Below are 20,563 nucleotides of genomic sequence, written 5' to 3'. Positions count from 1 at the left end.
CAAAGCGGCGCAAGCCGCTTACGTCATCATCTTGCGTACCAGTTGCGTAAACTGTTCTCGTTCTTCAGCGCTCAGTCGCCCCAAAAACTCATCGTCAACGCGATCCCCCAGTGGTATCGCGGCGGCGAGCAACGTTTGGCCCTGAACGGTGAGATAGACAAAACGCCGACGTTTATCCAGCGGATCGTTTTCTCGCTTTACCAGCCCACGATTTTCCATCCGGCTTAACATCTCCGCCAGCGTCGCTTTAGTGCTGACCGCCGCTTCGGTCAGATCGACCTGTTCAATACCCGGATGTTCAGCAATAACGCGCATCACCGCATATTGAGGTTTGGTGAGTTCCGGTAGTTCATGCTGCCAGCGTGCGGTATGTTGCTGAAAAAGTTGGCGTAACAGATGAAACGCGGTGTTTCGTAACTCCATGAGCGCTCCGGATAAATTAACTTTTTCTATCATAACGACTTATGCACGGTTTTTTAATGACGAATGCTTTAGCTAAACGTGCGCAGGCGTCGGGAACGATCTTGTCGCAAAGGCCGTGTGGGCGTATTTTGATCAAAATGTTCGTATACGAACGATATTTGAGGTAAGAAATGAGATTGATTGTGGGGATGACCGGTGCGACCGGCGCGCCGCTTGGCGTCGAGCTACTCCAGGCATTGCGGGCGATACCTGATGTTGAAACGCATCTGGTAATGTCAAAGTGGGCGAAAACCACTATTGAACTGGAGACGCCCTACACGCCCGCTGAGGTAGCCGCCCTGGCAGATTATTGTCATAGCCCGGCCGATCAGGCGGCGACCATTTCCTCCGGCTCATTTCGTACCGACGGCATGATTATTATCCCCTGCAGTATGAAAACACTGGCGGGAGTTCGCGCCGGCTATGCCGAGGGGCTGGTGGGACGCGCTGCCGATGTCGTGTTGAAAGAGGGTCGCAAGCTGGTGCTTGTACCGCGGGAAATGCCGCTCAGCACGATTCATCTGGAAAACATGCTTGCGCTTTCTCGTATGGGGGTGGCGATAGTGCCGCCCATGCCCGCGTTCTACAACCTGCCGCAAACCGTTGACGATATTATCCAGCACATCGTAGCGCGCGTTCTCGACCAGTTTGGTCTGGAGCATACGCGCGCGCGTCGCTGGCAAGGACTGCGACAGGCAGCAAATTTTTCACAGGAGAATGGATAATGGCATTTGATGATTTGCGCAGTTTTTTACATGCGCTGGATCAGCAGGGACAACTGCTGAAAATCAGCGAGGAAGTGAATGCGGAGCCGGATCTCGCCGCCGCTGCCAACGCAACGGGACGAATCGGCGATGGCGCGCCCGCGCTGTGGTTTGACAATATTCGTGGTTTTACCGACGCCCGCGTGGCGATGAATACCATCGGTTCCTGGCAGAACCATGCCATCTCACTGGGTTTGCCGCCTAACACGCCGGTTAAAAAACAGATCGATGAATTTATTCGCCGCTGGGACAATTTTCCGGTAGCGCCGGAGCGCCGCGCCAATCCGGGCTGGGCGGAAAATACCGTCGACGGCGACGCGATCAACCTGTTTGATATTCTGCCGCTGTTTCGTCTGAACGACGGCGACGGCGGATTCTATCTGGATAAAGCCTGTGTGGTATCACGCGATCCGTTAGATCCCGATAACTTCGGCAAGCAGAATGTCGGTATCTACCGTATGGAAGTTAAAGGCAAGCGTAAGCTGGGTCTGCAACCAGTACCGATGCATGATATCGCATTGCACCTGCACAAAGTCGAAGAGCGCGGGGAAGATCTGCCGATTGCGATCACGCTGGGTAACGATCCGATCATTACCCTGATGGGCGCAACGCCGCTGAAATACGATCAGTCAGAGTATGAAATGGCAGGCGCGCTGCGTGAAAGCCCCTATCCTATCGCCACCGCGCCGCTGACCGGTTTTGATGTGCCGTGGGGATCTGAAGTCATTCTTGAAGGGGTCATCGAAAGCCGTAAACGTGAAATTGAAGGACCGTTCGGCGAATTTACCGGCCACTATTCCGGCGGTCGCAACATGACCGTGGTGCGTATCGATAAGGTCTCTTACCGCAGCAAACCCATTTTTGAATCGCTCTATTTAGGTATGCCGTGGACAGAAATCGACTACCTGATGGGGCCGGCGACCTGCGTGCCACTGTATCAACAGTTGAAAGCCGAATTTCCGGAAGTGCAGGCGGTAAACGCCATGTACACCCACGGCCTGCTGGCCATCATCTCAACCAAAAAACGCTACGGCGGCTTTGCCCGCGCGGTGGGCCTGCGAGCGATGACGACGCCGCACGGTCTGGGATATGTGAAGATGGTGATCATGGTCGATGAAGATGTCGATCCATTCAATCTGCCACAGGTGATGTGGGCGTTGTCGTCGAAAGTGAATCCGGCAGGCGATCTGGTACAGCTACCGAATATGTCCGTCCTGGAACTGGATCCGGGCTCAAGCCCGGCGGGGATTACCGACAAGCTGATCATTGACGCCACCACGCCGGTTGCGCCAGATAACCGTGGTCACTATAGCCAGCCGGTTGTTGATTTACCGGAAACTAAAGCCTGGGCTGAAAAGCTGACCGCCATGCTGGCCAACCGTAAATAAGGAGTAACCGATGATTTGTCCACGCTGTGCCGATGCACATATTGAACTCATGGCGACTTCGCCGGTAAAAGGAGTCTGGACGGTATATCAGTGTCAGCATTGTCTGTATACCTGGCGCGATACCGAACCGTTACGTCGTACCAGCCGCGAACACTATCCACAAGCGTTTCGCATGACGCAAAAAGATATTGATAACGCGCCAATGGTGCCGAGTATCCCGCCGTTGCTGGCAGAAGACAAACGGTAAAAAAAAAGGCCAGTCTGTCGACTGGCCTTTTTTTGACAAGGGTACTTACTCGCGGAACAGCGCTTCGATATTCAGCCCCTGCGTCTGCAGAATTTCGCGCAGACGGCGCAGGCCTTCAACCTGAATCTGACGAACACGTTCACGCGTAAGACCGATTTCACGGCCTACATCTTCCAGTGTCGCAGCTTCATATCCCAGCAGACCGAAACGGCGCGCCAGCACTTCACGCTGTTTGGCGTTCAGTTCGAACAACCATTTGACGATGCTCTGTTTCATATCATCATCTTGCGTGGTGTCTTCCGGACCGTTCTCTTTTTCATCGGCCAGGATGTCCAGCAACGCTTTTTCGGAATCACCGCCCAGCGGGGTGTCTACCGAGGTAATGCGCTCGTTGAGACGAAGCATACGGCTGACGTCATCAACCGGTTTATCCAGTTGCTCTGCAATTTCTTCCGCACTCGGTTCGTGGTCCAGTTTATGCGACAACTAACGTGCGGTGCGCAGGTATACGTTCAGCTCTTTAACAATGTGAATCGGCAAGCGAATCGTACGGGTTTGGTTCATAATCGCCCGTTCGATTGTCTGGCGAATCCACCAGGTTGCGTATGTTGAGAAGCGGAACCCGCGTTCCGGGTCAAACTTCTCAACTGCACGGATAAGCCCCAGGTTGCCCTCTTCAATCAGGTCCAGCAACGCTAGTCCACGATTGCCATAACGGCGGGCAATTTTTACCACCAGACGCAGGTTACTCTCAATCATGCGACGGCGAGAAGCGACATCTCCACGCAGTGCGCGACGCGCAAAATAGACTTCTTCTTCGGCTGTTAACAGTGGTGAATACCCAATCTCACCAAGGTAAAGCTGAGTCGCGTCCAACACACGCTGTGTGGCCCCTTGCGATAACAGCTCTTCTTCAGCCAGGTCGTTATCACTGGGTTCCTCTTCACTCAAGGCTTTTTCGTCAAAAGCCTCTACTCCGTTCTCATCAAATTCCGCGTCTTCATTTAAATCATGAACTTTCAGCGTATTCTGACTCATAAGGTGGCTCCTACCCGTGATCCCTTGACGGAACTAGCAAGTCAAAGCCTGGTTCCGCCGCTTTATCGCTGCGGTAAATAACGCAGCGGGTTTACGGATTTCCCCTTGTAACGAATTTCAAAATGCAAGCGTGTAGAGCTGGTGCCGGTGCTACCCATAGTAGCGATTTTTTGCCCCGCCTTAACTTCCTGTTGTTCCCGGACCAGCATCGTATCATTATGGGCGTAGGCACTCAGGTAATCATCGTTATGTTTGATGATAATAAGATTACCGTAACCACGCAGTGCGTTACCGGCATATACGACGCGCCCATCAGCGGTTGCGACGATAGCCTGTCCCTTACTGCCTGCAATGTCGATCCCTTTATTGCCCCCTTCGGAAGCGCCAAAGTTTTCGATCACTTTGCCATCCGTCGGCCAGCGCCATGCGGAAATCGGCGCGCTGGTTGACGTACTGCTTGCATTTGGTTCGGTCGTGCTTACCGTTGGTGCCGTTACAGGCGCTGTGACAACCGTCCCAGCAGGCTTGTTGTTTGGCAACATTTTGTTAGCACTTTGTTCACCTGAGCCCTCAGAATACGTAATTGTTGGTTGAGACGCAACTGCAACGGTGGAATTTTGTGCAGACCTGGTCACAACTCCTTGCTGTGCTGCATCCGCCTGGGTGATCGCATTTCCGCCAGTAATTGGCGTACCGGATGCGTTACCAACTTGCAAAGTTTGCCCTACATTCAGGCTATACGGGGCAGAAATACTGTTTCTCTGGGCCAGATCGCGGAAATCGTTCCCGGTAATCCAGGCGATGTAAAAAAGCGTATCACCCTTTTTCACGGTGTAAGTACTGCCACCCGTATAGCTACCTTTCGGAATATTCCCATACTGGCGATTGTATACAATTCGCCCATTTTCCATCTGCACGGGTTGTTCCGCGACCGGTTGAGTTTGCATGGGCTGCGTTACAGGACGCTGAACGGGTTGAATTTGCGGCGCTTGTTGCGGCGTTTGTTGCGTCGTCGCGCCCATTTTTGGCGGCGGTGTGATCAACATCCCGGAATTGGTATTTGATGACGAACCACTGTCCACAGACGTGACCGGCGCCGGAGGGTTTGACGAACTGGTACAACCTGCCAGCCATAGTGAAACCAGTGATAGTGCCGCAATGCGACTAACGGTGAATTTTGGGCTTCCCGCGCTCATTTATCCCCCAGGAAAAAATTTGGTTAACAACCAGTGACGTAAGAACCGTGCAACGCATTAAGTGAACACGGGAAAATGTGTTCACGATACGCTTAACCCACCGGGAATAACCAGGAAAACTCCAGGTATTCGTTTCGGCTTCATCAGGCGTAAGAGTGGGTGTTTGCAGGGCAAACTAGGCCAGCTCTCCCTTGACTAACGGGACGAAGCGAACGGCCTCCACGGTATCGATAATAAATTCGCCGCCCCGGCGACGCACGCGTTTCAAAAACTGCTGCTCATCGCCCACGGGCAGAACAAGAATGCCGCCTTCATCCAACTGTGCCATGAGCGCGGTAGGAATTTCCGGCGGCGCGGCCGTCACAATGATAGCGTCAAACGGCGCACGCGCCTGCCAGCCTTGCCAGCCATCGCCATGACGGGTAGAAACATTATGTAAATCGAGCTGCTTCAGGCGGCGGCGCGCCTGCCATTGCAGCCCCTTAATCCGCTCAACGGAGCAAACGTGATGCACCAGATGCGCCAGAATCGCCGTCTGATAGCCGGAACCGGTGCCAATTTCCAGCACCCTGGATTGCGGCGTCAGTTCGAGCAGTTCCGTCATTCGCGCCACCATATAGGGCTGCGAAATCGTCTGACCCTGGCCTATCGGCAAAGCGATATTTTCCCAGGCCTTATGTTCAAACGCTTCATCAATAAATTTCTCGCGCGGCACTGCAGCAAGCGCATTAAGCACCTGCTCATCTCTGATGCCCTGCGCGCGCAATTGTTCAAGAAGAGCCTGTACACGTCCACTTACCATTGCGTGCCAACTCCCACGCTGTCTAACCAGTCTGAAACCACATCATGCGCGCTGTGCGCGGTTAAATCCACATGCAACGGCGTGACGGAGACGTAGCCTTCATCCACCGCCGCGAAATCGGTATCCGGCCCGGCATCGTACTTATCGCCCGGCGGGCCAATCCAGTACAATGTATTACCGCGCGGATCTTCCTGCGGGATTACTTTATCCGCTGGATGGCGGCTACCACAGCGAGTCACGCGAATGCCTTTAACCTGCGCTAACGGTAGATCCGGGACATTCACGTTGAGAATACGCCCGGTACGCAACGGCTCCCGGCTTAACCCTCGCAAAAGCGCGCAAGTCACGGCCGCAGCCGTATCATAATGCTGATAGCCGTTAAGGGAGACCGCTAATGCCGGAAAGCCGAGATGACGACCTTCCATCGCCGCGGCGACAGTACCGGAATAGATCACATCATCGCCCAGATTCGGACCCGCGTTAATACCGGAAACGACAATATCCGGACGCGGACGCATTAAGGCATTAACGCCCAGATAGACGCAATCGGTCGGCGTCCCCATCTGTACAGCGATATCGCCATTATCAAAGGTAAAAGTACGAAGCGAAGATTCCAGCGTGAGGGAATTAGACGCGCCGCTGCGGTTACGATCCGGGGCTACGACCTGTACATCAGCAAACTCACGCAGCGCTTTCGCCAGCGTTTGTATACCGGGCGCGTGAACCCCGTCATCGTTACTCAGCAATATGCGCATAATCACCCATTGTGTTGATCAGTTCCCTTACTACGCTGGTGGCAAAACTGCCTGCGGGCAGCCAGAAACGTAACTCGACGGTAACGTCATCCCACCAGTTCCAGCTTAATTGTTGCGGATAAAGCAGCATCGCTCTGCGCGACGCCTCTACTTTTTCGCGCAGCAACAGCGATTGCAACACCGTTTCCTGGGCAATGGCATCTTGCTCAAACGCCAGCGCCGCACGCTGTGTTCCCCACTCTCCGCTGCCCGGCAACGATGCTGTAATCATCAGCTCTTTTTCGTCTACCCGGCGCTGCAATTCAGGCAGTTCTTCAGATGTCGCGACGAACCAGCTTCCACGCCCCGCTAATTGTAGCGCATCGCCGTCAACAACTTGATTAAAGTCTGGTTTCTTCAGCCGCTGGTGAACAATTTGATTAAACAACGCGCTACGTGCCGCCGACAACCAAAAACTGCGTTTATTGCGATCGCGCACCGGCGCGTTACTTTGCGCCCAGCGCAGCGCGCCCTGCACGTTGCTGCCGCCAATGCCGAATCGTTGTGCGCCAAAATAGTTCGGCACGCCGCCATCGCGAATCGCCTGCAATCGTGTTTCGACATCGCGGCGATCGCTTATTTCACGCAACACCAGCGTAAAAGCATTGCCTTTCAGCGCGCCTAAACGCAGCTTACGCTTGTGACGCGCGTATTCCAGCACTTTACAACCTTCCAGCTGAAAGGCGCTGAAATCGGGCATCTCTTTCCCCGGCACGCGCGCACACAGCCACTGCTCGGTAACGGCGTGTTTATCTTTTTGCCCGGCAAAGCTCACTTCGCGAGCGTGAATTTTCAGGAATTTCGCCAGCGCGTCAGCGACAAAACGGGTATTGCAACCGTTTTTCAAAATACGCAGCAGAATGTGCTCGCCTTCACCATCCGGCGTAAAGCCTAAATCTTCAACCACCACAAAATCTTCCGGATTCGCTTTCAGCAATCCGCTACCTTGTGGTTTTCCGTGCAGCCAGGTGAGATTGTCAAACTCTGTCATTTCGCCGCCTTCATCAGCAACGCGACCGCTTCGCAGGCAATGCCTTCTCCGCGTCCGGTAAATCCGAGCTTTTCCGTCGTCGTCGCCTTCACGTTAACGTCATCCATATGGCAGCCGAGATCTTCGGCGATAAAGACGCGCATTTGCGGAATATGCGGCAGCATTTTCGGCGCCTGCGCAATAATGGTGACATCCACGTTGCCGAGGGTGTACCCCTTCGCCTGAATACGACGCCAGGCTTCACGCAGTAGTTCGCGGCTATCCGCTCCCTTAAATGCCGGATCGGTATCCGGGAAGAGCTTGCCGATATCGCCAAGCGCCGCCGCGCCCAGCAGCGCATCGGTCAGCGCATGTAACGCCACATCGCCATCGGAATGCGCCAATAGCCCTTTTTCATAAGGGATACGCACGCCGCCAATAATAATCGGCCCTTCTCCGCCAAACGCGTGTACGTCAAAACCGTGTCCAATTCGCATTATGCTTTCTCCTGGTGGATGGTTCGGGTCAGATAAAATTCCGCCAGCGCCAGATCTTCCGGACGGGTGACCTTGATGTTATCCGCGCGACCTTCTACCAGCGCCGGATGAAAACCACAATACTCCAGCGCTGACGCTTCGTCGGTGATGGTCGCGCCTTCATTCAGCGCACGCGTCAGACAATCATGCAAGAGTTCGCGGGGGAAAAACTGCGGGGTGAGCGCGTGCCATAAATCGGCGCGCTCTACGGTATGGGCAATAGCGTTTTTCCCCGGTTCGCCGCGTTTCATGGTGTCGCGCACCGGACTGGCGAGGATACCGCCGACCCGGCTGTTTTCGCTGATAGCCAGCAACCGCGCAAGGTCATCCTGATGCAAACAGGGTCTTGCCGCGTCGTGCACCAGCACCCACTGCGCCTTTGCAACGGCCTGCAACCCGGCCAAAACGGAATCAGCGCGTTCGTTGCCGCCATCCACAACGGTGATTTGCGGGTGATTCGCCAACGGAAGTTGGGCAAAGCGATGATCGCCAGGGCTGATAGCAATAACAACGCGTGTCACCCGAGGATGCGCCAGCAGCGCATGAACTGAGTGCTCCAGAATGGTTTTATTACCGATTGAGAGATACTGCTTAGGACATTCTGTTTGCATTCGGCGGCCAAATCCGGCAGCCGGCACCACGGCGCAAACGTCCAATAAAGTGGCTGCCATGTTAAATCCCTGGATGGTTTATCGATGAGTTTGCCCCGCCGTTGCCGCGCGTTTTGAGGCGTCAGGCACCAGACGATAGAAGGTTTCGCCCGGTTTGGTCATGCTAAGTTCGTTGCGCGCGCGCTCCTCAATCGCTTCCTGGCCGCCATTGAGATCGTCAATTTCGGCAAAAAGCTGATCGTTACGCGCTTTAAGTTTGGCGTTTGTCGCCTGCTGCGCGACCACATCATCGTTGACGCGGCTATAGTCATGTATGCCGTTCTTACCGAACCACAGCGAGTACTGTAGCCAGACCAGTAAAGCCAGCAACAGCAGCGTTAGTTTACCCATCCTGCCCCCTGAAAAACGGCATCATCATCCCATAACGTCCTCTGTGACTCCACATTCAGGACGGGATTGCCGCGACAACGCCGGCAAATGTACCACATTTGCCGGATGTTACGTATACCCGAGTAAGGAGAACATAATCTCATTGTTGGTTACGGTTTGAATTATGACCGGAGGCGCAGTGATAACCCGTCTACCCTAATAGCCATATAAATAACGCGCCGAACAGCGCGCCTACGGCCAGTAGAGTAAACATGATGCTAAAAAGTATTTTGCCCTTTACCAGCAAATGCAACGCAATGCCGATAATCACCGATACCGGCATTAACGCGAGGAAAAAGGGCCAGGTATAGAGGAAAAAAAACAGCGTGTTAGGGCCATAAAGCAGAAAAGGGATCCCCAACGCCAGCAGCCATGACACAAAGCCGACCACCGCCCCCGGAAATGCACTGGTGGCGTCATCGTCGACCATGAAGGCGTCTGACCTTGTGAAAGTAATGTTATGGCTATTACGCATATTAAATCCTGTAACCTTGACCATACCGGGCATACAAGCCCGGTGGTGTCTCAGGATCTGATAATATCGCGCCGTCTCAGCAGGTCTAATAATTGGGAAACCAAATTTGTTACTAATTGTTCACCATTAAGATGAACCTGGGGCGAGTCAGGCGCTTCGTAAATGGCGTCGATGCCGGTAAAGTTACGCAACTCGCCCGCGCGCGCTTTTTTATACAACCCTTTAGGATCGCGCTGTTCACAGATAGCCAGCGGCGTATTGACATAAATCTCGATAAAACGATCGTGGCCGACGCGCTCTTTTACCAGTTGCCGCTCGGCGCGGTGCGGAGAAATAAATGCCGTCAAAACAATCAGACCGGCGTCCGCCATCAGACTGGCCACTTCGCCTACCCGCCGGATATTCTCCTGGCGATCGGCATCGCTAAAGCCTAAATCACAGCACAAACCGTGGCGCACATTATCGCCATCCAACAGGTAGGTACTGACGCCACGCTGATGTAACGCCTCTTCCAGCGCGCCGGCCACCGTTGATTTTCCCGAACCGGAGAGCCCGGTAAACCACAGCACCACGCCACGGTGGCCGTGGAGCTGTTCACGGGCGGCGACAGTAACGGGATGAGAGTGCCAGACCACGTTCTCATCATGCAGCGCCATGTTTATCTCCCAGCAAATCGCGGGCGTCCCAGTGCGGAAAATGACGGCGTACCAGCGCATTCAGCTCCAGCTCAAACGCACTGTATTCCACGGGCGGCGTCGCTCCGCGTTCGTCCAGTTCCCGCACCATGCCAGCGCCCACGGTAACGTTAGAAAGTCGGTCGATAAAAATCAGCCCGCCCGTCACCGGATTTTGCTGATAAATATCCAGCGCGAGCGGCTCATCGAATGTCATCTCCACCAGACCAATACCGTTTAACGGCAGGCTCTCGACGTCTCGTTGAGTCAGATTGTTGATATCAATCTGATAGCGAATAGCCTCGATACGCGCGCGGGTTTTCTTACCCGCAAGTTTAACGTCGTAGCTTTGGCCCGGCGCCAGCGGCTGTTCCGCCATCCATACCACGTCGATCGCGGCATGACGCGCAGGTGCCAGCGTCTCGTTTGCCGCCAGCAGCAGATCGCCGCGGCTAATATCAATGTCGTCGTTGAGTACCAGGGTAATGGCTTCGCCCGCACAGGCTTCTTCTTTATCGCCATCAAAAGTGACGATACGCGCCACGCTGGATTCCACGCCGGACGGCAGCACTTTAATGCGCTCTCCGACTTTGACGCTACCAGACGCCAGAGTGCCGGCATACCCCCGAAAATCAAGATTCGGGCGATTGACGTATTGTACCGGAAAGCGCATCGGCTGACGGTCTACCGCACGCTGTATGTCTACCGTTTCCAGGACTTCCAGCAGCGTCGGACCGCTGTACCAGCGCATATTCGCGCTCTGCGCGGCGACATTATCCCCTTCCAGCGCCGAAAGCGGGACAAAGCGAATGTCCAGATCGCCTGGCAACTGTTCAGCAAAGGTCAGGTAATCTTCGCGAATACGGGCGAAGGTCTCTTCGCGGTAGTCAACGAGATCCATTTTGTTGATTGCCACCACCAGGTGTTTGATCCCCAACAGAGTGGAGATAAAGCTATGGCGACGCGTCTGATCCAGCACGCCTTTACGCGCGTCGATCAATAGGATCGCCAGATCGCAGGTGGACGCCCCGGTCGCCATATTACGGGTATATTGTTCATGGCCCGGCGTGTCGGCGATAATAAATTTTCGTTTTTCCGTGGAGAAATAGCGGTACGCGACGTCAATAGTAATGCCCTGCTCACGCTCAGCCTGCAGCCCATCTACCAGCAGCGCCAGATCGAGTTTTTCTCCCTGCGTGCCATGACGTTTACTGTCATTATGCAGAGAAGAGAGCTGATCTTCATAAATTTGCAGGGTATCGTGCAGCAAACGACCTATCAGCGTACTTTTACCGTCATCAACGCTGCCACAGGTTAAAAAACGCAACAGGCTTTTGTGCTGTTGGGCAATCATCCAGGCTTCGACGCCGCCTTCATTGGCGATTTGTTGTGCAAGTATGGTGTTCATGGCGACTCCTTAGAAATACCCCTGACGTTTTTTAAGCTCCATCGACCCCGCCTGATCGCGGTCAATCATCCTCCCCTGGCGCTCGCTGGTGGTAGAAACCAGCATCTCTTCGATAATTTCCGGCAGCGTTTGCGCGTGGGATTCCACCGCCCCGGTGAGCGGCCAACAGCCAAGTGTACGGAAGCGCACCATCCTTTTTTTGATGACTTCGCCAGGCTGGAGATCGATACGATCGTCATCCACCATCATCAACATGCCGTCACGTTCCAGAACCGGGCGTTCAGCAGCCAAATACAGCGGCACGATGTCGATGTTTTCCAGCCAGATGTATTGCCAGATATCCTGCTCTGTCCAGTTGGAGAGAGGGAAGACGCGTATACTTTCGCCTTTATTAATCTGACCGTTATAGTTACGCCACAACTCTGGCCGCTGATTTTTCGGGTCCCAGCGATGGAAACGGTCACGAAAGGAGTAAATACGTTCTTTCGCACGGGATTTTTCCTCATCGCGCCGTGCGCCGCCGAACGCGGCATCAAAACCGTACTTATTCAGCGCCTGCTTTAACCCTTCGGTTTTCATAATGTCGGTGTGTTTAGCGCTACCGTGAACGAACGGATTGATGCCCATCGCCACACCTTCCGGATTTTTATGTACCAGCAATTCGCAGCCATATGCGTTGGCGGTACGATCGCGAAAGGCGTACATCTCACGGAATTTCCAACCGGTATCAACGTGCAATAGCGGGAACGGTAACGTACCCGGATAAAACGCCTTACGCGCCAGATGCAGCATGACGCTGGAGTCTTTACCAATGGAGTACAGCATGACCGGATTAGCGAATTCCGCTGCCACTTCACGGATAATGTGGATACTTTCCGCCTCCAGTTGCCGCAGGTGGGTGAGTCGTTTTTGATCCATAACCGTTCCTTTGCAATACCGTTTTTTGCTAAACATTTCGATTACACGACTATAGGGAGCGCAGGAGAGTGAATGAAATGACGAATTGGAATGAGTAGTTCCTCAAAGGAATAACGCGGCCCAAAAACCAATATCAAAAAATGCTTAACGTACCGGATTGCCAGCATTTAGGAGCAAATGAAATTGTATTAACACGATCGCGGTTTCATACTAGCCACGTAAAATTTTGTTCTGTATTTAAGGACTCATTATGTTTTCCGCAACGCGCCGCTTTGCCGTCATTCTGGCGCTCGGCGTAGGCTTTATCCTTCCTGCACAAGCAGCATCACCAGGGCCTGGTGAAATAGCGAATATTCAGGCACGACATATCGCCACCTTTTTTCCCGGGAGAATGACTGGCTCCCCCGCCGAGATGTTATCTGCCGATTATTTACGCCAACAATTTACCCAGATGGGATACCAAAGCGATATTCGAACGTTTAATAGCCGATTTATTTATACTACGAAGGATAATCGCAAAAACTGGCATAACGTGACGGGCAGTACGGTCATCGCCGCCCATGAAGGGCGCGTGCCGCAACAGATCATTATTATGGCGCATCTGGATACCTACGCTCCGCAGAGCGACGCTGATGTCGATGCCAATCTGGGCGGTTTAACGTTACAAGGAATGGATGATAATGCCGCGGGATTAGGCGTTATGCTGGAACTGGCGGCGCGCCTGAAAGATATACCGACCCATTACGGGATTCGTTTTATCGCCACCAGCGGGGAAGAAGAGGGAAAGCTAGGCGCGGAAAATTTACTCAAACGAATGAGTGACGCTGAGAAGAACAATACGCTGCTGGTCATTAATCTAGATAACCTGATTGTTGGCGACAAGCTCTATTTTAATAGCGGGAAAAATACGCCGGAAGCGGTGCGTACACTGACCCGCGATCGGGCATTAGCGATTGCGCGCCGTTATGGTATCGCCGCCAACACCAATCCGGGACGCAATCCATCCTACCCCAAAGGAACGGGTTGCTGTAATGATGCGGAGGTTTTCGATAAAGCGGGAATATCGGTGCTTTCTGTTGAGGCGACGAACTGGAATCTGGGTAAAAAAGACGGATACCAGCAACGCGTGAAAAATGCATCCTTCCCGAACGGCAATAGCTGGCACGACGTACGGCTTGATAATCAACAGCATATTGACAAGGCGCTGCCTGGGCGAATTGAGCGCCGTAGCCGCGATGTAGTGCGGATAATGCTGCCGTTGGTAAAAGAGCTGGCGAAGGCGGAAAAAACGTCCTGATATGCTGGTGAAACGTGTTCCCCGCTGGCGCGGGGAACATTTTTCAGCCCTTGCCGACTGCGGAACGCCCCTCGACTTATCCCCGCTGGCGCGGGGAACACCAGTACGACGATCTGCGCGAACAATATCAGCGCGGTTTATCCCCGCTGGCGCGGGGAACACATAAACAGCGCCCAGATGATCGCCCAGTTGCCCGGTTTATCCCCGCTGGCGCGGGGAACACACCTGCCCGACCCAATAAGGGGGCCCGCGTGACGGTTTATCCCCGCTGGCGCGGGGAACACGTCGTGCAGCCGCAGGATGTGCTGGAAGAACGCGGTTTATCCCCGCTGGCGCGGGGAACACAGCCAGCCGCCATGAGTTGGGGCAAATCCATGCGGTTTATCCCCGCTGGCGCGGGGAACACGCGATACGCCGCATGGTATTCACCGCCAGCGGCGGTTTATCCCCGCTGGCGCGGGGAACACAAATAGCCTCCAAGAAAGAGCAGAAAGACGCTCGGTTTATCCCCGCTGGCGCGGGGAACACCTGATGCAGGAGAAAGAACGGCTGGAAGCGATCGGTTTATCCCCGCTGGCGCGGGGAACACGTGTTGTTTCGCAGACAACACCGGGAATAACTCGGTTTATCCCCGCTGGCGCGGGGAACACCTCTACCGACAGCATAAAACCCCGCTGGATATCGGTTTATCCCCGCTGGCGCGGGGAACACGTGTCCACATCCAGCAAACTGTCAATTGCCAACGGTTTATCCCCGCTGGCGCGGGGAACACACGGTGCTGAAATTATTGAAAATGCGGTATGCCGGTTTATCCCCGCTGGCGCGGGGAACACGAGGGCGCGCGTGTTGTTGGTGATTCCGCATATCGGTTTATCCCCGCTGGCGCGGGGAACACGATTGCACAGGGGGTGAGTATGGAACAGCTGACGGTTTATCCCCGCTGGCGCGGGGAACACGGTAACGAACTGGTGGACAAAGTTCGCCGCATCGGTTTATCCCCGCTGGCGCGGGGAACACGCCAGAGGCCGCCTGTAGACGCATAGCCCGACCGGTTTATCCCCGCTGGCGCGGGGAACACACCTGTATCACCTCGCTAAAATCTGGCGCGAACGGTTTATCCCCGCTGGCGCGGGGAACACGTGCTCGAGCCGACATTGATCCCGCAAAAATACGGTTTATCCCCGCTGGCGCGGGGAACACAATTCCCCGTCGGCACACAGTGCGGCCACCAGCGGTTTATCCCCGCTGGCGCGGGGAACACGTAATGTCCCCATCTATATTCTGCGCGTTCACCGGTTTATCCCCGCTGGCGCGGGGAACACAAAAATTCGGATCCCCGCGCGTGCGTTTATGTCGGTTTATCCCCGCTGGCGCGGGGAACACTACCAACGCGAAAAGAGATTAGAAGAAACAAGCGGTTTATCCCCGCTGGCGCGGGGAACACTTTTCCGCGACGCTTGCAAATGGGGCATTCCCCGGTTTATCCCCGCTGGCGCGGGGAACACCCGGGTACCTGAATGCGCGCGGAATATTTAATCGGTTTATCCCCGCTGGCGCGGGGAACACTCAGATATTGGCGATCAGGCATGGTTTCCAAACGGTTTATCCCCGCTGGCGCGGGGAACACTTGCAAATCTCACCACATACCAGGCGCGACAACGGTTTATCCCCGCTGGCGCGGGGAACACAATCCCTGCCTGGTCATGGCCGTTAAAATTTTGCGGTTTATCCCCGCTGGCGCGGGGAACACAAGTGGTCGTTTTTAGGTGATGGAATCGTGCGCGGTTTATCCCCGCTGGCGCGGGGAACACGTAGTGCTTTTCTTCATAACCAACGCGGGCCGCGGTTTATCCCCGCTGGCGCGGGGAACACTTTAACCCGGCAACGTGCATGTGCTCAATGGGCGGTTTATCCCCGCTGGCGCGGGGAACACAGAAGCTGACCAAGACAGAGTGCGAGAAAATGCGGTTTATCCCCGCTGGCGCGGGGAACACATAATAAAAGGAGGCTATCACTAATCCATTTGCGGTTTATCCCCGCTGGCGCGGGGAACACTTTTATACAAATTTATGTGATCTGGACAATCGCGGTTTATCCCCGCTGGCGCGGGGAACACTTCACGTGTAATTAATTCTGTAATGACGGCTACGGTTTATCCCCGCTGGCGCGGGGAACACTGCTATTCATGTCCTGTGCTCCTGTGTAGAGACGGTTTATCCCCGCTGGCGCGGGGAACACCATAAGCGCTTGCGTATAAAGTTCTACCAGGGCGGTTTATCCCCGCTGGCGCGGGGAACACTATATGCGCGTTTTAGCGTCATTTATTGGCCCCGGTTTATCCCCGCTGGCGCGGGGAACACGCCTAACCCCATCCTGAAGCCAGCGCTCGCTGGCGGTTTATCCCCGCTGGCGCGGGGAACACGTCCGGAGTAGTGATAATACTCAGGGTGGGCGCGGTTTATCCCCGCTGGCGCGGGGAACACCAAAAATTACGCGGCGGCAAATTTAAGATCGCCGGTTTATCCCCGCTGGCGCGGGGAACACTCAATATTTATACGACAAGGACTATGCGGGGTCGGTTTATCCCCGCTGGCGCGGGGAACACGCGCCCGACATTTCAGCCAGGCCACACCAATTCGGTTTATCCCCGCTGGCGCGGGGAACACTGCTGCTGGTCATGCCGCGGCATTTGAATGCGCGGTTTATCCCCGCTGGCGCGGGGAACACATACGCTATGGGATCAAAAGACAATGCGCGAGCGGTTTATCCCCGCTGGCGCGGGGAACACCATTTGTGCGCCACGAGATTTATACGGGGCCGCGGTTTATCCCCGCTGGCGCGGGGAACACTGCGATCTCGGCCACGATACGCTCCTGAATATCGGTTTATCCCCGCTGGCGCGGGGAACACGGGGATTTTCTCATCCTGAACCACGACATGCCCGGTTTATCCCCGCTGGCGCGGGGAACACGACAAAATCGGCGGCCCGATCGCCGGCGCTGACGGTTTATCCCCGCTGGCGCGGGGAACACCTCCCCATCGTTGTAAGCGCTGCATCGGAACACGGTTTATCCCCGCTGGCGCGGGGAACACGTCTGAAGGCTACCATCATAACAACACATTTTGCGGTTTATCCCCGCTGGCGCGGGGAACACCCCATACCCGTTTTAACTGTGCATTAGTCATACGGTTTATCCCCGCTGGCGCGGGGAACACCGAAGCTGGTGGACGATATCGTTAGAAACTGGCGGTTTATCCCCGCTGGCGCGGGGAACACGGTATCCTATCTTTTGAATAAAAAACACCTTCCGGTTTATCCCCGCTGGCGCGGGGAACACGTGCGTAGTAGCGTTGCACCTTGGCTGACACGCGGTTTATCCCCGCTGGCGCGGGGAACACAACATGACCAGTAATTACAAAGCGGTTTTTCTCGGTTTATCCCCGCTGGCGCGGGGAACACGTTACCAGAACCAAGCACGCTGTTACCCGCCCCGGTTTATCCCCGCTGGCGCGGGGAACACATGTAGTTGAGTAAGAGCTAGGTTGAGCGTATCGGTTTATCCCCGCTGGCGCGGGGAACACCAATGATGAGCTATAACGAATTACAGATTCATCGGTTTATCCCCGCTGGCGCGGGGAACACTTGCTGATAGCGACAACCAGCTCCAGCGAGTGCGGTTTATCCCCGCTGGCGCGGGGAACACCGACGTTAGTGTGGTCTGGGATGTAAAGGACGCGGTTTATCCCCGCTGGCGCGGGGAACACGCCAGATGGGCTGTCGACCGATGCTAAAGCTGCGGTTTATCCCCGCTGGCGCGGGGAACACTCTAAATCTACCCAATTGAATTTAAATACTTTTTTAGCGCACAAAAAACCCACCAACTTTTCCTAATTTTTAAAGATCTATAACTTATTGATTTTCAACAGGTAGAAACGACACCAATCGCAGTCCATCAAGATCTACCGGAATACGTCGATTTACACCAAAAGTCTGAAACTCAAAACCTGATTCTGTATTTGTCGCCCACGCCATAACAACATTTCCCTCATCTGCCAGAACGGAAACCTGTTGCCATATCATCTCGCGGATCTTTGCGGAAACATCACCAACATACACACCAGCTCGAATTTCCAGTAACCAGACGGCCAGCCTCCCCCGCAGACGAGGAGGAACATTTTCGGTAACGACAACCAGCATACTCATCGTTAGGTACTCCGATGACCGGAATCTCCCAACGCAACAGGAAGAGGGATCGCTATGGGTTGTGAATCTTCAGGAGGTAACGGCGGTTGAATTTCCCCTGCCGCGAGAACATCTTCAATAAGAGGAATCAATTTCGCCAATGTTTTTCCACTGCGGAAGATATCCCGGCAGGCAATACGGACATCACGATCGGGCTCGGCAGGATTACGTCGCGCAATTTCAAATGCTTTCGGTACAACGGTCTCAAATTTAATGATATCGGCAATATCATAGACAAAAGAAAGCGGTTTGCCGGTGTGCACAAATCCAATCGCGGGCGCATATCCGGCAGCCAGTATTGCCGCCTCCGTTACGCCATAGAGGCAGGAGGTTGCCGAGCTGATACACTGATTAATGACATCGCCTTTCTCCCAGTCTTTCGGATCGTAACGACGTCCCTGCCATTTCACGCCATACTGTTTAGCAAGTAGTGCATAGGTTGCCCGCACACGGCTCCCCTCAATACCACGCAATTGATCTACAGAACGACGGCTCGGCGCGGGTTCGCCAAAACGTAATTCAAACATTTTACGCACGACCTTCAGCCGCAAATCTTCATCCAGTGCAAGTTTCGCCTGATAAAGCAATTTGTCGGAACGGGCACCACCAGGCTGCCCCGAAGCGTAAACGCGTACGCCCGCTTCCCCCACCCACACCAGTAACGTACCCACCGTTGCCGCAAGTCGCACGGCGGCATGGGAAACCCGCGTCCCCGGTTCCAGCATGATGCAGGCCACCGATCCAACAGGAATATGGGTACGTACACCCGTTTTATCGATAAGCACAAACGCACCGTCGATCACATCTATTTGTCCGTACTGGAGAAATATCATCGAAACACGGTCTTTCAACGGGATGGGATTCAGCGGCAGCCAGCTCATCAGCGTTTCCTTTTTACCATCAGCATTCCGCAGCCCAGCGCTTTACTTTTACCTAATCCGGAAAATAAAGCCTGTTTAAACAGTGCTGCATCGGTGATACAGAGCGCACCGCTAAAATCAACGCTACTGAAAGTGATCGGTTTTTGCTGGTCTTTACGGACAAAACGATGCTGCTGATACGCTTGCACGCATCCACAATGTGCCTGCAATTCACTGTACTCGTCACCAGCCCACATAGCGAAATCATCAGGTTCCGGTGCAATCAACCGGAAACCATGCTGCTGCCCTTGTTGTTCCAGCCACGCCTGCGCGGCCTGCTGTTGAAGCTCCCACCACCGTTCTTTCTCCACACCATTCGCCTTCGCCTGATGTTTCGCGTTCATCATCACGTCACTGCGCTTACCGTTACGGGTTATCACCGGGTTAGCTCGTAGTTGAAAATCAAGCTCAAGACCATTTGTCAGTTGCGGATTAAATGGTTTGGTTTCAATAAGAAACAGGGAGTGCTGCGATAACGGCGGTATTGCCGAGAGCATAAAAAAGCCGCCATGCGCCTCTTCGCGAAACAGAAACTGACGCAATTCCTGTTCCGGAAAGAGCTGCCATAACCACTGGTGGCTGGCATAAGGCCTGGCTGAATTCCACTTTGCCAACATCTCCGGTCGCAAATTATTAAACCGGAGTTGAATACGAGAAAGATACATTATGTTCTCTCCTGCAACGGCCCATTGAAGCGGGTGTAGCCGCCAAACTGCCAGCGTTGGCGGCTAACTGGCTGGTTATTGCTATGCTGCTTTTGTTGCCAGACCAGACTCTCCTCATCAGGATCATCCCAATAACAAATACCCTCACGCAGGGTAAATCCACTTAATTCCGCTGCGGAAATCTCCTCCACAGCATGGGTGAATACCTCTTTTAAGGTGCCGGTCATTAAACGCGCCGCTAACGGTAACGCCAGCGGGCAGGATTTTCTCCCCAGATAGAGCGGAAAATGCGGTGTCAGCAGCGCCTCTCGCAATTCGCTAAGCGAATGTGGTGCATCAGGCGTGGCGCTTATTGCCACATGCCAGTAGCCGTCGCAGCGATATTCTCGCTGCGAGATAAGCGTCCCCACTTCATCCGGCGCGAGAGTCAGTTCATCCCGGCGCGTGTAATAACGATTCTTTTTGTTTTCTCGCGGCGCGCTAACCGTGTGATAATCCCGCAACCAGCGATCTTGTGAAGCCAACGCGTGCACCGCCAGATGATAGTGCCGGTTAAAGTTATTCAGCCGCGCTTCTTCGTCGCGACGAATTCCTAACGCTGCGGCAAGCAGACCCAATAGCGCAGAGCGCGTGGGAACCGTAGCTGAGTGGCGAATCTCGCCAGACGCTTCTTCCCCCCACGACGCCAGCGGCGCATAGAGCTGAAAAACCAGATATTCCTTCATT

General features: G+C 54.4%; 21 protein-coding genes, 1 pseudogene and 1 CRISPR repeat array. Of the genes and pseudogenes, 5 read left to right on the top strand and 17 right to left on the bottom strand.

Features of this window, described 5'->3' with window-relative positions; genetic code table 11:
* Positions 1-18: 18 nt before the first annotated feature.
* Positions 19-423 (bottom strand): MarR family winged helix-turn-helix transcriptional regulator, encoded by a 405-nt coding sequence (locus ACLJRH_RS18625; RefSeq protein ID WP_000423338.1) that lies wholly within the window; start codon positions 421-423, stop codon positions 19-21.
* A gap of 170 nt (positions 424-593) precedes the next feature.
* Here ACLJRH_RS18625 and ACLJRH_RS18620 point away from each other — a divergent pair, with 170 nt between their 5' ends.
* From ACLJRH_RS18620 to ACLJRH_RS18610, 3 genes are read left to right on the top strand one after another with little or no spacing between them, the layout of a single operon-like run.
* Positions 594-1,187, top strand: a complete 594-nt coding sequence (locus ACLJRH_RS18620; protein ID WP_001237180.1) for a non-oxidative hydroxyarylic acid decarboxylases subunit B — start codon at positions 594-596, stop codon at positions 1,185-1,187.
* Positions 1,187-2,614: a non-oxidative hydroxyarylic acid decarboxylases subunit C gene (locus ACLJRH_RS18615; RefSeq protein ID WP_023136978.1), complete on the top strand. Its 1,428-nt coding sequence runs from the start codon at positions 1,187-1,189 to the stop codon at positions 2,612-2,614. The genes ACLJRH_RS18620 and ACLJRH_RS18615 overlap by 1 nt, the downstream gene beginning before the upstream one ends.
* A 10-nt stretch (positions 2,615-2,624) precedes the next feature.
* On the top strand, positions 2,625-2,861 hold the full coding sequence (locus ACLJRH_RS18610) for a non-oxidative hydroxyarylic acid decarboxylases subunit D (protein WP_000562967.1): 237 nt from the start codon (positions 2,625-2,627) through the stop codon (positions 2,859-2,861).
* Between the two features lie 45 nt (positions 2,862-2,906).
* On the opposite strand, the pseudogene rpoS reads toward ACLJRH_RS18610, so the two are convergent.
* Both rpoS and nlpD read right to left on the bottom strand, forming a co-directional pair.
* Positions 2,907-3,899, bottom strand: a pseudogene (gene rpoS / locus ACLJRH_RS18605) (RNA polymerase sigma factor RpoS).
* A 62-nt stretch (positions 3,900-3,961) separates the two neighbouring features.
* The gene (gene nlpD / locus ACLJRH_RS18600) at positions 3,962-5,044 is read right to left on the bottom strand and encodes a murein hydrolase activator NlpD (RefSeq protein WP_223151197.1); all 1,083 of its coding nucleotides are present in this window, start codon (positions 5,042-5,044) and stop codon (positions 3,962-3,964) included.
* On the opposite strand from nlpD, the gene ACLJRH_RS18595 reads away from it, so the two are divergent.
* On the top strand, positions 4,974-5,132 hold the full coding sequence (locus tag ACLJRH_RS18595; RefSeq protein ID WP_223148970.1) for a peptidase: 159 nt from the start codon (positions 4,974-4,976) through the stop codon (positions 5,130-5,132). The genes nlpD and ACLJRH_RS18595 overlap by 71 nt on opposite strands.
* 138 nt (positions 5,133-5,270) lie before the next feature.
* Here the strand turns inward: ACLJRH_RS18595 and ACLJRH_RS18590 are convergent, their stop codons facing one another.
* The 10 genes from ACLJRH_RS18590 to cysD all read right to left on the bottom strand — a co-directional run bounded on the left by ACLJRH_RS18590 (position 5,271) and on the right by cysD (position 12,712).
* Positions 5,271-5,897, bottom strand: coding sequence for a protein-L-isoaspartate(D-aspartate) O-methyltransferase (locus ACLJRH_RS18590; RefSeq protein ID WP_000253545.1), 627 nt, complete (start codon positions 5,895-5,897; stop codon positions 5,271-5,273).
* Positions 5,891-6,652 (bottom strand): 5'/3'-nucleotidase SurE, encoded by a 762-nt coding sequence (gene surE, locus ACLJRH_RS18585; protein WP_001221538.1) that lies wholly within the window; start codon positions 6,650-6,652, stop codon positions 5,891-5,893. Before surE ends, ACLJRH_RS18590 begins: the two co-directional genes overlap by 7 nt.
* Positions 6,633-7,682 carry a tRNA pseudouridine(13) synthase TruD gene (gene truD / locus ACLJRH_RS18580; RefSeq protein ID WP_000134248.1) on the bottom strand — a complete coding sequence of 350 codons (1,050 nt, stop codon included), beginning with the start codon at positions 7,680-7,682 and terminating at the stop codon, positions 6,633-6,635. The genes surE and truD overlap by 20 nt, the downstream gene beginning before the upstream one ends.
* Positions 7,679-8,158: a 2-C-methyl-D-erythritol 2,4-cyclodiphosphate synthase gene (gene ispF / locus ACLJRH_RS18575; RefSeq protein WP_001219244.1), complete on the bottom strand. Its 480-nt coding sequence runs from the start codon at positions 8,156-8,158 to the stop codon at positions 7,679-7,681. Before ispF ends, truD begins: the two co-directional genes overlap by 4 nt.
* Entirely contained in the window at positions 8,158-8,868 is a 711-nt protein-coding gene (gene ispD, locus ACLJRH_RS18570) for a 2-C-methyl-D-erythritol 4-phosphate cytidylyltransferase (RefSeq protein WP_000741649.1), read from the bottom strand. The genes ispF and ispD overlap by 1 nt, the downstream gene beginning before the upstream one ends.
* An 18-nt stretch (positions 8,869-8,886) precedes the next feature.
* Positions 8,887-9,198, bottom strand: coding sequence for a cell division protein FtsB (gene ftsB, locus ACLJRH_RS18565; protein ID WP_000517480.1), 312 nt, complete (start codon positions 9,196-9,198; stop codon positions 8,887-8,889).
* Between the two features lie 190 nt (positions 9,199-9,388).
* Positions 9,389-9,712 carry a DUF3561 family protein gene (locus ACLJRH_RS18560; protein ID WP_001537530.1) on the bottom strand — a complete coding sequence of 108 codons (324 nt, stop codon included), beginning with the start codon at positions 9,710-9,712 and terminating at the stop codon, positions 9,389-9,391.
* 50 nt (positions 9,713-9,762) lie between these two features.
* Complete coding sequence (gene cysC / locus ACLJRH_RS18555) at positions 9,763-10,368, bottom strand: adenylyl-sulfate kinase (RefSeq protein ID WP_001173661.1); 606 nt, start codon at positions 10,366-10,368, stop codon at positions 9,763-9,765.
* Positions 10,355-11,794: a sulfate adenylyltransferase subunit CysN gene (gene cysN, locus ACLJRH_RS18550; RefSeq protein WP_001092256.1), complete on the bottom strand. Its 1,440-nt coding sequence runs from the start codon at positions 11,792-11,794 to the stop codon at positions 10,355-10,357. Before cysN ends, cysC begins: the two co-directional genes overlap by 14 nt.
* Before the next feature lie 9 nt (positions 11,795-11,803).
* Positions 11,804-12,712, bottom strand: coding sequence for a sulfate adenylyltransferase subunit CysD (gene cysD, locus ACLJRH_RS18545; RefSeq protein ID WP_000372384.1), 909 nt, complete (start codon positions 12,710-12,712; stop codon positions 11,804-11,806).
* Positions 12,713-12,962: 250 nt separating this feature from the next.
* On the opposite strand from cysD, the gene ACLJRH_RS18540 reads away from it, so the two are divergent.
* Positions 12,963-14,009 carry an aminopeptidase gene (locus ACLJRH_RS18540; RefSeq protein ID WP_023136979.1) on the top strand — a complete coding sequence of 349 codons (1,047 nt, stop codon included), beginning with the start codon at positions 12,963-12,965 and terminating at the stop codon, positions 14,007-14,009.
* Positions 14,010-14,081: 72 nt separating this feature from the next.
* Positions 14,082-17,835: a CRISPR direct-repeat array (repeat unit 29 nt; unit sequence CGGTTTATCCCCGCTGGCGCGGGGAACAC).
* 84 nt (positions 17,836-17,919) lie between these two features.
* Here ACLJRH_RS18540 and cas2e read toward each other — a convergent pair.
* From cas2e to cas5e, 4 genes are read right to left on the bottom strand one after another with little or no spacing between them, the layout of a single operon-like run.
* A complete protein-coding gene (gene cas2e, locus ACLJRH_RS18535; protein WP_000062282.1) occupies positions 17,920-18,213 on the bottom strand; it encodes a type I-E CRISPR-associated endoribonuclease Cas2e in 294 nt (97 codons plus the stop codon).
* 2 nt (positions 18,214-18,215) lie between these two features.
* Positions 18,216-19,133, bottom strand: coding sequence for a type I-E CRISPR-associated endonuclease Cas1e (gene cas1e, locus ACLJRH_RS18530; protein ID WP_000118674.1), 918 nt, complete (start codon positions 19,131-19,133; stop codon positions 18,216-18,218).
* Positions 19,133-19,837 (bottom strand): type I-E CRISPR-associated protein Cas6/Cse3/CasE, encoded by a 705-nt coding sequence (gene cas6e, locus ACLJRH_RS18525; protein ID WP_023136485.1) that lies wholly within the window; start codon positions 19,835-19,837, stop codon positions 19,133-19,135. Before cas6e ends, cas1e begins: the two co-directional genes overlap by 1 nt.
* Positions 19,837-20,562: a type I-E CRISPR-associated protein Cas5/CasD gene (cas5e, locus tag ACLJRH_RS18520; RefSeq protein WP_023136484.1), complete on the bottom strand. Its 726-nt coding sequence runs from the start codon at positions 20,560-20,562 to the stop codon at positions 19,837-19,839. Before cas5e ends, cas6e begins: the two co-directional genes overlap by 1 nt.
* Position 20,563: the final 1 nt, after the last annotated feature.

The sequence above is a fragment of the Salmonella sp. SAL04162 genome, assembly GCF_046551535.1.
GTDB classification, from domain to species: domain Bacteria; phylum Pseudomonadota; class Gammaproteobacteria; order Enterobacterales; family Enterobacteriaceae; genus Salmonella; species Salmonella enterica.
The sequence above is the reverse complement of the archived record's forward strand: the minus strand, read 5'-3'. Positions and strand labels throughout refer to the sequence as shown.